The organism is Pseudonocardia sp. DxW, from assembly GCF_058448985.1.
In genome coordinates this window covers 123,462-136,707 of record NZ_JBZFLK010000007.1, presented here as the reverse complement: position 1 = coordinate 136,707, position 13,246 = coordinate 123,462, and the positions used below count along the sequence as shown (strand labels likewise).

Annotated in this window: 14 protein-coding genes and 1 pseudogene; 12 read left to right on the top strand and 3 right to left on the bottom strand. The window is 75.5% G+C overall.

Annotated elements, in window-relative coordinates:
• Positions 1-60 precede the first annotated feature (60 nt).
• The 5 genes from ACVJO7_RS13015 (at position 61) to ACVJO7_RS12995 (ending at position 4,106) form a co-directional block, all read left to right on the top strand.
• The gene (locus ACVJO7_RS13015) at positions 61-351 is read left to right on the top strand and encodes a DUF503 domain-containing protein (protein WP_491673084.1); all 291 of its coding nucleotides are present in this window, start codon (positions 61-63) and stop codon (positions 349-351) included.
• A gap of 187 nt (positions 352-538) precedes the next feature.
• Positions 539-985: a 30S ribosome-binding factor RbfA gene (gene rbfA / locus ACVJO7_RS13010; protein WP_491673083.1), complete on the top strand. Its 447-nt coding sequence runs from the start codon at positions 539-541 to the stop codon at positions 983-985.
• Complete coding sequence (locus tag ACVJO7_RS13005) at positions 982-1,989, top strand: DHH family phosphoesterase (RefSeq protein ID WP_491673082.1); 1,008 nt, start codon at positions 982-984, stop codon at positions 1,987-1,989. The genes rbfA and ACVJO7_RS13005 overlap by 4 nt, the downstream gene beginning before the upstream one ends.
• A gap of 119 nt (positions 1,990-2,108) precedes the next feature.
• On the top strand, positions 2,109-2,738 hold the full coding sequence (locus ACVJO7_RS13000; protein WP_491673081.1) for a class I SAM-dependent methyltransferase: 630 nt from the start codon (positions 2,109-2,111) through the stop codon (positions 2,736-2,738).
• Positions 2,739-2,741: 3 nt separating this feature from the next.
• Complete coding sequence (locus tag ACVJO7_RS12995; protein WP_491673080.1) at positions 2,742-4,106, top strand: MATE family efflux transporter; 1,365 nt, start codon at positions 2,742-2,744, stop codon at positions 4,104-4,106.
• A 46-nt stretch (positions 4,107-4,152) separates the two neighbouring features.
• Here ACVJO7_RS12995 and ACVJO7_RS12990 read toward each other — a convergent pair whose 3' ends face one another.
• Positions 4,153-5,844 carry a sensor histidine kinase gene (locus ACVJO7_RS12990; protein ID WP_491673079.1) on the bottom strand — a complete coding sequence of 564 codons (1,692 nt, stop codon included), beginning with the start codon at positions 5,842-5,844 and terminating at the stop codon, positions 4,153-4,155.
• A gap of 70 nt (positions 5,845-5,914) precedes the next feature.
• Complete coding sequence (locus ACVJO7_RS12985) at positions 5,915-7,357, bottom strand: cation:dicarboxylate symporter family transporter (RefSeq protein ID WP_491673078.1); 1,443 nt, start codon at positions 7,355-7,357, stop codon at positions 5,915-5,917.
• A 116-nt stretch (positions 7,358-7,473) separates the two neighbouring features.
• Between ACVJO7_RS12985 and ACVJO7_RS12980 the strand changes: the two genes are divergently transcribed.
• The 4 genes from ACVJO7_RS12980 (at position 7,474) to ACVJO7_RS12965 (ending at position 11,254) form a co-directional block, all read left to right on the top strand.
• Positions 7,474-8,133, top strand: a complete 660-nt coding sequence (locus ACVJO7_RS12980) for a response regulator transcription factor (RefSeq protein WP_491673077.1) — start codon at positions 7,474-7,476, stop codon at positions 8,131-8,133.
• A gap of 25 nt (positions 8,134-8,158) precedes the next feature.
• A complete protein-coding gene (gene truB / locus ACVJO7_RS12975) occupies positions 8,159-9,055 on the top strand; it encodes a tRNA pseudouridine(55) synthase TruB (RefSeq protein WP_491673076.1) in 897 nt (298 codons plus the stop codon).
• Between the two features lie 38 nt (positions 9,056-9,093).
• The gene (locus ACVJO7_RS12970; protein WP_491673075.1) at positions 9,094-10,056 is read left to right on the top strand and encodes a bifunctional riboflavin kinase/FAD synthetase; all 963 of its coding nucleotides are present in this window, start codon (positions 9,094-9,096) and stop codon (positions 10,054-10,056) included.
• A 661-nt stretch (positions 10,057-10,717) separates the two neighbouring features.
• Positions 10,718-11,254, top strand: coding sequence for a 2'-5' RNA ligase family protein (locus ACVJO7_RS12965; RefSeq protein WP_491673202.1), 537 nt, complete (start codon positions 10,718-10,720; stop codon positions 11,252-11,254).
• Between the two features lie 83 nt (positions 11,255-11,337).
• Here ACVJO7_RS12965 and ACVJO7_RS12960 read toward each other — a convergent pair.
• Positions 11,338-11,793 (bottom strand): annotated as a pseudogene (locus ACVJO7_RS12960) (ABC transporter substrate-binding protein); the annotation flags it as partial.
• A 344-nt stretch (positions 11,794-12,137) separates the two neighbouring features.
• On the opposite strand from ACVJO7_RS12960, the gene ACVJO7_RS12955 reads away from it, so the two are divergent.
• From ACVJO7_RS12955 to rpsO, 3 genes are all read left to right on the top strand, one after another.
• On the top strand, positions 12,138-12,320 hold the full coding sequence (locus tag ACVJO7_RS12955) for a hypothetical protein (RefSeq protein WP_491673074.1): 183 nt from the start codon (positions 12,138-12,140) through the stop codon (positions 12,318-12,320).
• The gene (locus ACVJO7_RS12950) at positions 12,266-12,610 is read left to right on the top strand and encodes a hypothetical protein (protein WP_491673073.1); all 345 of its coding nucleotides are present in this window, start codon (positions 12,266-12,268) and stop codon (positions 12,608-12,610) included. The genes ACVJO7_RS12955 and ACVJO7_RS12950 overlap by 55 nt, the downstream gene beginning before the upstream one ends.
• Positions 12,611-12,767: 157 nt before the next feature.
• Positions 12,768-13,037, top strand: a complete 270-nt coding sequence (rpsO, locus tag ACVJO7_RS12945) for a 30S ribosomal protein S15 (RefSeq protein ID WP_093337181.1) — start codon at positions 12,768-12,770, stop codon at positions 13,035-13,037.
• The last annotated feature ends 209 nt before the right edge of the window (positions 13,038-13,246 follow it).

Below are 13,246 nucleotides of genomic sequence, written 5' to 3'. Positions count from 1 at the left end.
GGGCGGTCGGTGTTCACCGGCCGCCCCGCCTGTTTCCCGTCCACCCGCCGTGGAGGTCCGATGTACGTCGGCGCGCTGGAGTGCGACGTGCTGCTCGGCGACGTCCGGTCGCTGAAGCAGAAGCGGTCGGTGGTGCGCCCGCTGCTGGCCGAGCTGCGCAGGTTCGAGGTGGCGGCCGCCGAGGCCGGCCACCAGGAGTTGTACCGCAGGGCGCTGATCGGGGTCAGCTGCGTGTCCGGCGACCCGGCGCACGCGCGGGCCCTGCTGGAGCGCTGCGAGCGGCTGGTCGCGGCCCGTCCCGAACTCGAACTGCTGTCCGCCCGGACCCGGCTGATCGGCCCGGACGACTGAGCCGATGACCGAACCTGCGACCGGGCCGATTACTGGGCCGACGACTGGGCCGACGACTGGGCCGATCGCTGGGCCGATGGCTGAGCCGTTGACTGGGCCGATGACCGAACCGACGCTGCGCGCGCGCCACCCGACCGGCCGCCGCGCATAGACTCTGCCGCGGAAATGCCGGTGGAAGGAGCACGACATGGTCGACCACGCGCGCGCACGCAAGCTCGCCAAGCGGATCTCGCAGATCGTCGCCGAGGCGCTGGAACACGAGGTCAAGGACCCGCGGCTGTCGATGGTCACGATCACCGACACCCGGGTCACCGGCGACCTGCGGGAGGCGACCGTCTACTACACCGTGATGGGGGCGTCGCTGGACGAGGCACCGGACACCGCGGGCGCCGCGGCCGCGCTGGACAGCGCGACCGGCGTGCTGCGCAGCCGGGTCGGCCAGCAGACCGGGGTCCGGCACACCCCCAGCCTCGCGTTCGTCCTGGACCAGGTCCCGGAGGAGGCCCGGCGGATGGAGGAGCTGCTGGCCCGCACCCGCGCCTCGGACGCCGAGGTGGCCCGGCTGGCCGCGTCGGCGTCGCCGGCCGGTGACGCCGATCCCTACCGGGCCCCGCGCGACTCCGAGTCGGAGTGAGCGGGCCCGGATCGGACCAGCCGCTGCCCGGTCCCGGCCCGGTCGACCCGGCCGGGGCCGCGGTGGTGCTGCGGGCGGCCCGCGACGTGCTCATCGTCGGGCACGTCCGGCCGGACGCCGACGCCGCGGGCAGCGCGATCGCGCTCGCCACCGCGCTGCACCGGGCGGGCGTACCGGCCACCGTCTCCTTCGGCGGGCCGGATCCGGTGTCGGCGAGCCTCGCCGTCCTCGACCCGGACGGCCTGGTCGTCCCGTCGACGAGCGCGCCCGCCGCGCCCGACCTGCTGGTGACCTGCGACGTGTCGTCGGCGCACCGGCTCGGTGACCTGGCCGGCCGGCTGGACACCGCCCGGGAGTCCCTCGCGGTCGACCATCACGCGTCGTTCACCCCTTTCGCCACCCGGCACCTGGTCGATCCGGCGGCGCCGGCCACCGTGCTGCTGGTCCGGGCCGTCCTCGGCGAGCTCGGCACCGAGCTCGATCCGGTGCTGGCCCGCGCGCTGTTCGCCGGGCTCTACACCGACACCGGCGGGTTCCGCTGGGGCGGCTCGGAGGCGCTGCGCCTCGGCGCGGAACTGGTCGACGCCGGCGCCGAACCGCGCGGGCTGATGCGCGAGCTCACCGGGACCCGGCCGTTCGGCTGGCTGGCCGCCCAGGCCGCGGTGCTCGCCGGGGCCCGGCGCGAGCCCGCCGCGGCCGGCGGTGCCGGGCTGGTGTGGGCGGCCGTCGACGTCGACACCGCCACCCGGTTCCGGGACCAGACCCTCACCGTCGTCGGGCAGCTGCTCGCGACGGCGGGCGACGGGGTGGCCGCACTGCTCACCGAGAGCGAGCCGGACATGTGGTCGGTGTCGTTGCGCGGCACCGGCTCCCCGGACCTGTCCCGGGTGGCGACCGCGCTCGGCGGCGGCGGGCACCCGGCCGCGGCCGGGTTCGAGCGCGGCGGCACCCGCGACGAGCTCCTCACGCTGCTGCGCGCCGAGCTGGCGAGCGCGACCGGCTGACCACCGCCCGCCCACCGGCGTACACCGGTACGCCATCCGGGCGCGGTAGGAACCGGGCCGGTCCCGCGCGCGGTCCCTGCGCGCCGTAGCGTGTCCGCCGATCACCTCAGGAGGTTCGTGTGAGTTCGCAGCCCGTTCCGGCCCCGGACGGCCACGGAGACAGCAGCGGGTGGCGGGAGTTCCTCGGTGCATGGGTCCGCAACCCGGTGCGCGTCGGCGCCGTCTGGCCGAGCTCGCGGCGTCTGTCCGAGAAGCTGGCCCGGGTCGCGCCCGGGCACGGCAGGCCCGTCGTCGTCGAGCTGGGTCCCGGCACCGGGGCGGTGACCGGGGAGGTGGCCCGCCGGTTGTCCCCGGAGGGGCGGCACCTGGCCGTCGAACTGGACCCGGGCATGGCCGGCTACCTGCAGCGCAGGCACCCGGACGTCGAGGTGATCAACGGTGACGCCCGCAAGCTGGGGGAGCTGCTGGCCGAGCGCGGCATCGAGCGGGTCGACGCGGTGATCTCCGGGCTGCCCTGGTCGCTGTTCGACCGGGAGGGCCAGCGGGAGATCCTCGGCCAGGTGGTCGACGTGATCGGCGACACCGGCGCCTTCACCACCTTCGCCTACTCGCACACCCTGCCGATGTCCTCGGCCCGCCGGTTCCGGGCGATCCTGACCGAGACGTTCGACGAGGTCGTGATGACCCGGACGGTGTGGCGCAACGTCCCACCGGCGTTCTGCTTCCTCTGCCGCCGTCCCCGACGCTGACCGGTGCCCGGACGCACCCGCACCCCCGGCGGGGCGCGGGACATCCTGCGGCTCGCCGTCCCGGCGCTGCCGGTGCTGGCCGCCGAGCCGCTGTACCTGCTCGTCGACACCGCCGTCGTCGGCCGGCTCGGGGCGGTCCCGCTGGCCGGCCTGGCCGTCGCCGGTGTGCTGTTCGCGCAGGTCACCACCCAGCTGACGTTCCTGTCCTACGGGACGACGGCCCGCGCGTCGCGCTTCTACGGTGCCGGGCGCCGGTCCGCCGCCGTCACCGAGGGGATGCAGGCGACGTGGCTGGCGGTCGCCGTCGGGCTGCTCGTGATCGGGATCGGGCAGCTGGTCGCCGGGCCGGTCACCCGGGCGCTCGCCGGCAGCGGTGAGATCGCCGACGGGGCCGCAGGCTGGCTGCGGATCGCGCTGTTCGGCGCACCGATGGTGCTGATCACCCTCGCCGGGAACGGCTGGATGCGCGGCGTGCAGGACACCGTGCGCCCGATGCGCTACGTGATCGCCGGCAACGCGCTGTCCGCGGCGCTGTGCCCGTTCCTGGTGCACGGCGCCGGGGACTGGGACGGCTGGGGGCTGGAGGGCTCGGCGGTCGCGAACGTCGTCGCCCAGACCGTGTCGGCGTCGTTCTTCCTGCGGGCGCTGGCCGTCGAGCGGCGCCGGGCGCCTGCGTCCGATCCGGTCCGGCTCGCCCCGGACACCGCGGTGCTGCGCGCCCAGGCCACGATGGGCCGCGACCTGGTGATCCGCTCGCTCGGCTTCCAGGCGTGCTTCCTGTCCGCGACCGCGGTGGCCGCCCGGTTCGGGGCCGGATCGGTCGCCGCGCACCAGATCGTGCTGCAGCTGTGGGTGTTCCAGGCGCTGGTGCTCGACGCCGTCGCGATCGCCGCCCAGGCGCTCGTCGGATCCGCCCTCGGCGCCGCCCGGACCGCCGCCGACACGGTGCGGGCCCGCGCCGTCGCCGCCCGGGTGACCCGCTACGGGCTGCTGCTGGGCTGCGTCTTCGCGGTCGTGTTCGCCGCGCTCTACCCGGTGCTGCCGGGGGTGTTCACGACCGACCCGCTGGTGCTCGCGACGATCCCGGCGGCATGGTGGTTCTTCACCGCGCTGCAGCCGATCGCCGGGGTGGTCTTCGCCCTCGACGGCGTGCTCCTCGGCGCCGGGGACGCCGCCTTCCTGCGCACGACGACGCTGCTCGCCGCGCTGGGCGGGTTCCTGCCGCTGATCTGGCTGTCGCTGCTCCTCGGCTGGGGGCTGGTCGGGATCTGGACCGGGCTCGCCGCCTTCATGGTGATCCGGCTGGTCGCGGTGGGGTGGCGGACCTGGTCGGGGCGGTGGGCGGTGCCGGGCGCGGTGCGGAGCTGAGCGAACCGGACACCCGGGGCGGCCGGTCGGGGCCGCAACCCGGCGGTCAGTGCGCGGCGGGCGAGCCCGTGGGACCGGGCGCCGGGCTCCGCCCCGCCAGCGGGAGCCGGACGGTGAAGACGGCGCCGCTGCCGTCGTCCCGGGTCCCGACGGCGGCCGTCCCCCCGAGCCGCCGGGTGATCCGGTCGACCAGTGCGAGCCCGATCCCGCGTGGCCGGCCCTCCGGCGTCGCGCGGGTGCTGAACCCGAAGGTGAACAGCTCGCTCGCGGTCTCCTCGGGCACTCCGGGACCGCTGTCGGCGACCTCGGCGAGCAGCTCGTCGCCGGTGGTGCGGAGGATGACCGAGACCCGGCGCTCGGTGTCGCGGGGGAGCTCGGCGACCACCTCGATGGCGTTGTCGACGAGGTTCCCGACCAGCGAGACGAGATCGTCGGCGGCGAACGGGAGCCGCTGGTCGGGCAGCACGCCGGGATCGCAGGCGTCAGTGATCTCGAAGGCGACGTCGTACTCGGCGGCCTGCCAGGCCTTGTCGGCGAGCAGGGCGGCGAGCACCGGGTCGTGGACCTCGGCGGTGACCCGTGCCCCGGGGCCGCGGGTCCGGTCGAGCGCCGCGGAACCCGCGGCGGCGGCGTCCGAGGTGTCGCCGAGCTCGATCAGGGTGAGCACGGTCTGCAGCCGGTTCGCGAACTCGTGTGCCTGACCGGACAGCGCGGCGACCTTGTCCCGGGCGAGATCCCGCTCGCGCAGCACCCCGGCGAGCTCGGTGCGGTCGCGCAGGGTGAACACCCGGGTGCCGGGGCCCGCGGCCGGACCGGCGTGCCTGCTGTTGACCAGCAGCATCCGCTCCCCGGCGAGCGCGGTCGCGTCGTGCAGGTTCTCGCGCAGCCCGCGCCGGAGCACGGACAGCACCGCGGGATCGATCCCGAGCCCGGACAGCGGCCGCCCCGGCGCGGCGTCGCGGGGGTCCGCCGGGGCCAGCAGCCGCAGCGCCTCGGCGTTCACCACGACCAGCCGGCCGTCGCCGTCGACGACCAGCAGGCCCTCGCCGACGGCGTGCAGCACCGCCTCGTGATGGGTGTAGGCGGCGGTGATCTCCTCGGGTTCCAGGCCGAGGGTCTGCCGGCGCAGCCGCCGGGCCAGCAGCGCGGCGAGCCCGAGCCCGAGCAGCAGGGCGGTCCCGGCGGCGACGACGATCGCGGGCAGCCAGCGCAGTGCCAGGTCGGAGATCCGGGTCTGCAGCACCCCCACCGAGACGACGGCGGCGATCCGACCGTCCATGACGACCGGTGTGACGGTGCGGACCGACGGGCCCAGGGTGCCCGGGTAGATCTCGGTGTCGGTGCGCCCGGCCAGCGCCGGGGCGATGTTGCCCTGGTAGGGGCCGCCGATCCGGGTCGGGTCGTAGTGGCTGTACCGGATGCCGTCCGGGGACATGACGACGATGAAGCTGGTGCCGGTCGCGATCCGGATCCGCTCGGCGACCGGCTGCAGCCGCGCGGACAGCGCGTCCACGTCGCCGCCGGCCCGCAGCGCCTCGACGACCTCCGGGTCCGCGGCCACGCTCAGCGCGGTGGCGGTGGTGAGCCGGGCCGCGGCGTCGTGCTCCAGCTCCCGGGCCCCGACGACGCCGAGCGCGGTGAGGCTCCCGACGGTCAGCAGCACCGTCACCACCTGCAGCACGAACAGCCGTCGGACCAGCCGGGACCGGCGCAGGGAGGGACGCGATGGCCGGCGCACGGGACCACCCTGCCACCGCGGGGGTGGCAGGGTGGTCCGGGAGCCGGTCACGGGGAGGCGGGCCGCCGGGTCAGGCGTTCGCGCCGACCTTCTCGCGGGGCTCCTCGTCCCCGGCGACGGGCTCCACCGGCGCCGGCGAGCTGCCGTGCGCGGCCTCCATGTCGGCCTCGACCAGCGTCGGGTCGTCGAGCACCGCGGTGAGCCGCTCGCGGTCCAGCTCGCCGTTCCAGCGGGCGACGACCAGGGTCGCGACGACGTTGCCGATGCAGTTGGTCAGCGCCCGGCCCTCGGACATCACGCGGTCGATGCCGACGATCAGGGCCAGCCCGACGACGATCGCCTCCGGGGTGAAGAACTCACCGCCGAACGCCTGCAGCGACGCGGCCAGGGTGACCAGGCCGGCACCGGTGACGCCGGCGGCGCCCTTCGAGGTGAGCACCATCAGCACGGCCAGGCCGATCTGCACGCCGATCGGCAGCGACGCGCCGCCGGCCTGGATGATGAACAGCGCACCCAGGGTCAGGTAGATGCAGGTGCCGTCGAGGTTGAACGAGTAGCCGGTCGGGATGACCATGCCGACGGTCTGCTTGGACGCGCCCGCCGACTGCAGCTTGGTGAGCAGCCGCGGCAGCACCGACTCCGACGACGAGGTGCCGACGATGATCAGCAGCTCGTCCTTCACCAGCCGGATGACCTTGAAGATGCTGAACCCGGCGATCCGGGACACGATCCCCAGCACCACCACGACGAACACCGCGCACGTGCCCCAGAAGACCGCCATCAGCAGCGCCAGGTTGGCCAGCGACGCCGAACCGAACTGGCCGACCGTGTAGGCCATGCCGCCGAACGCGGCGACCGGCGCCGCCCACATGATGATCTTGATGATGCCGAAGATGACCTGGGCGATCGACTCGATGCCGCCGACCAGGCGGGTGCGCAGGCCGTCGTTCAGCGACGAGATGGCGCAGGCGGTCAGGATCGCCAGCACCAGCACCTGCAGCACCGAGTTGTCGACGAACGGGCCGAAGAAGCTCTGCGGGAGCAGCGAGTCCTGGATGAAGGGGATGACGCCGGACTCCGAGCTGCCGGTCTGGAACTGCTCGGAGGCCTGCTCGAGCTGCTCCGGCGTCGGCGCGGCCTCGAAACCGGCGCCGGGCTGGAAGACGTTCGCGGCGATCAGGCCCATCGACAGGGCGATCACCGTCATCAGCAGGAAGTAGGCCAGCGCCCGCAGCGCCAGCCCGCCGGCCCGGGCCAGGTTGCCGAGCGAGGCGATGCCCACGACGACCGTGCAGAAGATCACCGGGCCGACGATCACCTTGATCATCTGGATGAAGGTGTCCGCGAGCCACTTGAACTGCTTCGCCGCGTCCGGGGCGACGAGGCCCAGCGCGATGCCCGCGGCGATACCGATGATCACCCAGAACCAGAGCTGGGTGTAGACCTTCTTCTTCCGGCGGGTGGGGGTGGCCCCCTGCCCGGGTGAGCCGGCTGCAGCGCCAACCTCGGCCATGTCCGTCCTCCTCGACGCGTTCGGTGCGAGAACACTGCGGGCCGACCGTGAGCCGCTGCAACGGAACGGGCACCGGGTTTGAGGAACCCTTGAGGAAGCACGGTTAGGCTGGTGACGTGCGCGTGCTCCTGGTCGAGGACGACCCGATCCTGGGCGATGCGCTGCGGCGCACCCTGGTCCGGAACGGGTTCCCGACCGAGCTGGTCGGCAGCGGCACGGCTGCGCTGGCCGCGGTCGCCGAGCGGGAACCGGACGTGGTCCTGCTCGACATGGGACTGCCCGACCGCGACGGTCTCGGCGTCTGCCGGGAGATCCGGGAGCGCTCCCGGGTGCCGATCCTGGCGATCACCGGCCGCGGCGACGTCGCGGCAAGGGTGCAGGGCCTGCGCTCCGGCGCCGACGACTACCTGGTGAAGCCGATCTCCACCGAGGAGCTGCTGGCCCGGATCGACGCCGTGCTCCGCCGCGCCACCGGTGCCGCGGTCGCGGCCACCGTGACCGTCGGCGACGTGACCGTCGACCTGGACCGGCGCGCGGTCACCGCGGGCGGCGCCGAGATCGCGCTGACCCGCAAGGAGTTCGACCTGCTCGCCGCGCTCGCCCGCCGGGAGGGCGCGGTGCTGCCGCGCACCGAGCTGCTCGAGCAGGTCTGGGGGATCGCCGACGCCTCCGCGGCCCGCACGCTGGAGGCGCACGTCGCGTCGCTGCGGTCCAAGCTCGGCGAGCGCGACGTGGTGCTGACCGTCCGCGGGGTCGGGTACCGGCTGGCGCGCTGAGCGCCTGCTCCTACGATCGTCGCCCGTGCCACCCCGCGTCCCGCCCCCGCCGCCCGGCCTCGTGATCGTCGACAAGGACCGCGGGCCCACCAGCCACGACGTCGTCGGGAAGCTGCGCCGGATCATGGGCACCCGCAAGGTCGGGCACGCCGGCACCCTGGACCCGATGGCGACCGGCGTGCTCGTCGTCGGGATCGAGCGGGCGACCAAGCTGCTCGGCCACCTGTCGCTGGACACCAAGGCCTACACCGCGACGGTCCGGCTGGGCCTCGGCACCGACACCGACGACGCCGAGGGCGACCCGCTGGGCGAACCGGTGCCGGTCGACGCCGGCGCCGACGAGGTCCGCGCGCGGATGGCGCGGCTGACCGGTGACATCGAGCAGGTCCCGAGCGCGGTGTCCGCGGTCAAGATCGACGGCAAGCGGGCCTACCAGCGGGTGCGCGACGGCGAGACCGTGGTGATCCCGGCCCGGCCGGTCACCGTGTCGGCGTTCGACCTGCTGGCGCTCCGCCGGGACGAGCCGTTCCTGGACCTCGACGTCGCCGTCGAGTGCTCCTCGGGCACCTACGTCCGGGCGCTCGCCCGCGATCTCGGTGCCGCGCTCGGGACCGGCGGGCACCTGACGGCGCTGCGCCGCACCCGGGTCGGGCCCTTCACCCTGGAGCACGCCCGCACCGTCGACGAGCTGGCCGCCGCGCCCGGGCTGTCGCTGGACCTCGCGGCCGCGGTCGCGACGGCGTTCCCCCGGGTCGACGTCGACGACACCGCCGCCACCGACGTCCGCATCGGCCGGTCGCTGCCGCCCGCCGGGATCCCCGGCACCTACGGCGTGTTCGGCCCGGACGGCGCCGCGCTCGCCCTGATGGCCGACCGCGGCAGCTCCGCCCGCCCGGTCGTGGTGCTGGCACCGGCGGGCTGACCGCGGGGGCCGGGGAGCCGTTCCGTAGGCTCGCGGCCGTGCAGCGCTGGCGTGGTCTGGAGGCCGTTCCGCCCGGCTGGGGGCGGTGCGTCGTCACCATCGGCGTGTTCGACGGGGTGCACCGCGGGCACCGTGAGCTGATCGACCGCGCGGTGCGGCGGGCCCGCGAGCGCGATCTGCCCGCCGTCGTGGTGACCTTCGACCCGCACCCGGCGGAGCTGATCCGGCCGGGCACCCATCCGGCGCGGCTGTCCACCCTGGACCGGCGCGCGGAGCTGGTCGCCGAGCGCGGCGCCGACGTGTTCTGCGTCATCCCGTTCACCGAGCAGCTCTCCCGGACCGAGCCCGCCGGGTTCGTGCACGAGATCCTGGTCGACCGGCTGCACACCGCCGTCGTCGTCGTCGGCAGCAACTTCACCTTCGGCTACCGGGCGGCCGGTGACGTGACGGCACTGGCCGAGCTGGGCCGCCGGTTCGGGTTCTCCTGCGAGGCACTGGATCTCATCTCGGAGAACGACGTGACCTTCTCCTCCACCTACATCCGCTCCTGCATCGACGCCGGGGACGTCCGGGACGCCGCGCACGCGCTGGGCCGCTGGCACCGGGTGGACGGGGTGATCGTGCACGGCCACAAGCGCGGCCGTGACCTGGGCTTCCCGACCGCCAACGTGGCCTGCCCGCCGCACACCGCGATCCCCGCGGACGGCGTCTACGCCGGCTGGTTCCGGATCGGCGAGCGCCGGCTGATGACCGCGATCTCGGTCGGCACCAACCCGACGTTCTCCGGCCGGGTGCGCACCGTCGAGGCCTACGTGCTCGAGGTCGACGAGAACTTCTACGGGCACGAGGTCGGCGTCGAGTTCGTCGAGCGGCTGCGCGGGCAGGAGCACTTCGACGGCGTCGAGCCGTTGATCGCGCAGATGGGCAAGGACGTCGCGGACACCCGGACGATCCTCACCGCCTCCGGCGGCGCGCTCGGCCCGGACGACGAACCGGCCTGATCCACCGCGCCGGGCGGGCGTTGAGTGGAAACCCCCTCCCCGGCCCGAAGCGCTCCGTCGGGTGCGGCTCCGGCCCGAGGATCGGGGCATGGACGACGTGCCCGCCGACCGGCCCGATCGCGACCCGCTGGCGGAGAACCGCGCCCGGCAGCGCGAGCTCTACGGCGAGCCGCTGGGGGAGCGGGTGCACCGGCTCACGACCGCACTGGGGATCACCCAGGCCCGGCTCGCGACGGCGCTGGGGCTGAGCCCGGCGATGCTCAGCCAGCTGTCCGGCGCGCGCCGGGTGAAGATCGGCGATCCGGCGGTGCTGGGCCGGATGGTGGCGCTGGACCGGCGGGTCTCCCGGGGACCGGTGCCGCCCGGCGAGGTGGCCGGCCTGCTGGACCGGGTCCGGGCCACGGCCACCCCGTGGGGTGGCGACGCCGGCTGCTGCTGCGGCGCCGATCCGTCGCCGTCACCGGCCCGGGCCCGCACCCCGGGCCGGGACGCGGCCCCGCACCCGGACGACGCGCTGCGCGGGGTGAGCAGCCCGGCCCGGCTGGTCGCCGCGGCGGCGGAGCTGGCGACCTCGTTCCCGGAGCTGGCCGAGGTGCTGCGCCGGGCCGCGTCCCGGCGCTGAGCGGTGCGACGATCACCGGACGGCGACCCTGGAGGGACGATGCGGTTGTTCACGGCGCTGTGGCCGCCGGCCCCGGTGGTGGCGGCCCTCCGGGCGGCCCTGGCGCAGCGGCCCTGGCCGCCGGGGGGTGGATGGCGGCCGGTGCCCCCGGAGAACTGGCACGTCACGCTGTGCTTCCACGGCGAGGACGATCCGGCGCGGCTCGCCGGTGCGCTCGACACGGCACTGGCCGGGGCCCCGGCGCCGCGGCTGAGGCTCGCCGGGACCGGCCGCTTCCCGGGCGTGCTGTGGGCGGGGGTGCAGCCCGCGGGCGCCCTGGCCGGCCTGGCGGCCCGGGCCGGGGCCGGGCCGGCCGGGTTCCGGGCGCACCTGACCCTGGCCCGCCGCTCCCGCACCGCGGAGCGGGCCGCGCCGCCGCGGGAGCGGACGGACCCGGACCCGGCCCCGGGACCGTGGTGGACACCCACCGAGGCGCTGCTGGTGCGCAGCGATCCGGCGCACGGTGCCCCGGCGGGCGGTGATCCGGCGGGTGCCCCGGTGTACCGCGCCGTGTACCGGGTCCCGCTGGGCCGGTGAGGATCAGCCCGCGGTGTCCGCCGCCGCCTGCAGCGCGGCCGCCCGGTGACCGCGTCGGCGTCGCAGATCGACCCGCCGAGCACGACGACGACGTCCGCGTCGTGCCCGGGGAGGGTCTCGGCGGACACCGGGACGGTCGACGCCGACGCCCCCGCGGCGGCCGCGAGCTCGGGTGCCGGCCGGGTGATGCCGGCGTCGGCGACCAGCCGGGACCCCGGGTTCGCCGGCGCCGGGGAGCAGAGCACGTCCTGGAACGAGCCGAGCACCGACAGCTCCAGCGGCTGCCGCGCGGTCACCTCGCGCAGCGCGGCCAGCCGGTCCTCCAGGACGCCGGCCACGGCCGCGGCCCGGTCCTCGGCGCCGAACGCGGCCCCGGCCACCCGGACCGGTTCCCGCCAGTCGCCCTCGAACGGCAGCACGACGGTCGGTGCGACGGCGGACAGCTGCGGGTAGGTGGTGTCGAGCAGCGATCCCGGCGAGGTCGGGACGATGACGCCCGGCGCGGCGGCGATCGCCTCCAGGTCCGGGCTGGTGATCATCGTCGGGGCCGGGGTGACGGCGATCCCGGCGTCGCCCAGGACGGTCGCCGCGAGCTCGGAGGACAGGCCGCCGAACACGGCGACCGGCCGGACGCCGACGGTGAGCAGGTTGAGCCCGGCGTACTCGTCGAGCGCGACGACCGACCGGGCATCGGCCGGGACCTCGACGGTGCCGCGCTCGTGGGTGACGGTGCGGGTGCCGGCGGGTTCCGGCTCGGCGGCGACGGTCCCGCCCGAGCACCCGGCGAGCAGCAGGAGGACGAGCGCGGCGGCCGCGCGGGGGAGGGGGCGCATGGGTCGGGCCCGGCTCGCTCACGCTCACCGCCGTCGCCGCCCACCTGGGCGTGCACCACTCGACGCTCTACGGGCACGTCCGCGACCGGGACGACCTGCTCGCCGCGGCCGCCGACCGGCTCGCCCGGGAGGCCGACCGGCCCCGGGCCGGGACCGGCCGGCGGGAGCTGCTCACCGCGTGGGGGACACCTTGTGGGAGCTGGCCGGGCGCCGGCCGGGGGCGGCCGGGCTGATCAGGAGCCTGCCGGCGCCGCCGGCCGCGGTGGTCGCCGAGGTCGGGCGGGTCCGGGCGGATCTCGAACGCCACGGGTTCGCCCCGGCGGACGCGCTGGTCGCCCTGGACATGGTCGCCGACCTGGCGCTGGACACCGCGGCCGCGCTGGAGGGGCTCGACCGGGCCGCGCAGGACCGGGCCCGGCGGGACGACCCGGGCATGCGCGGGCTGATCGCCGCGCCGCGCGGCGCCTACCCGGTCAAGCTGGCGATCGTGCTGGACGGCCTGGCCGCCCGGCTGCCCCGCTGAGCCGCCCGCCCCGCGGGTCGGCGACGGTCCGGAAGTGGGGCGCTGGTACCGTTTCACCCGGGTCCGGCTGCAGTCCGTGGCGGCCGCGACCGACTACCTGCCACCCGTTCCGAGGTGGTACGGCACCACGGACCGTCGACACGATGAAGGAGTTGTAGTGGCCCTGTCCACGGCCGAGAAGAAGAGCACGCTCGAGAAGTACGGCACCCACGCCACCGACACCGGGTCCCCCGAGGCCCAGGTGGCGCTGCTGACGCAGCGCATCATCGGTCTGACCGAGCACCTGAAGCAGCACAAGCACGACCACCACAGCCGGCGCGGCCTGCTGCTGCTGGTCGGTCGTCGTCGCCGGCTGCTCAAGTACCTGCGTGCGGTCGACGTCGCGCGGTACCGCGCACTGATCGAGAAGCTGGGTCTGCGCCGCTAGACCCGCACCGTCGACCTGGCACCGGATCCCCGGTGCCGGGTCGTTCCACAACTGAAACCCCACCCACCGCGGGACGACCGGACATCCGCCGGTCCTCGGTAGTGGCTCCCGGGAACACGCGTTGCCGGGGGCTTCGATCGAAGACCGGCCCAGCAGGGGATCGAGCCGGACGTCGTCGGTGGTGGGGAGCCGAGACACACTCCCAACGA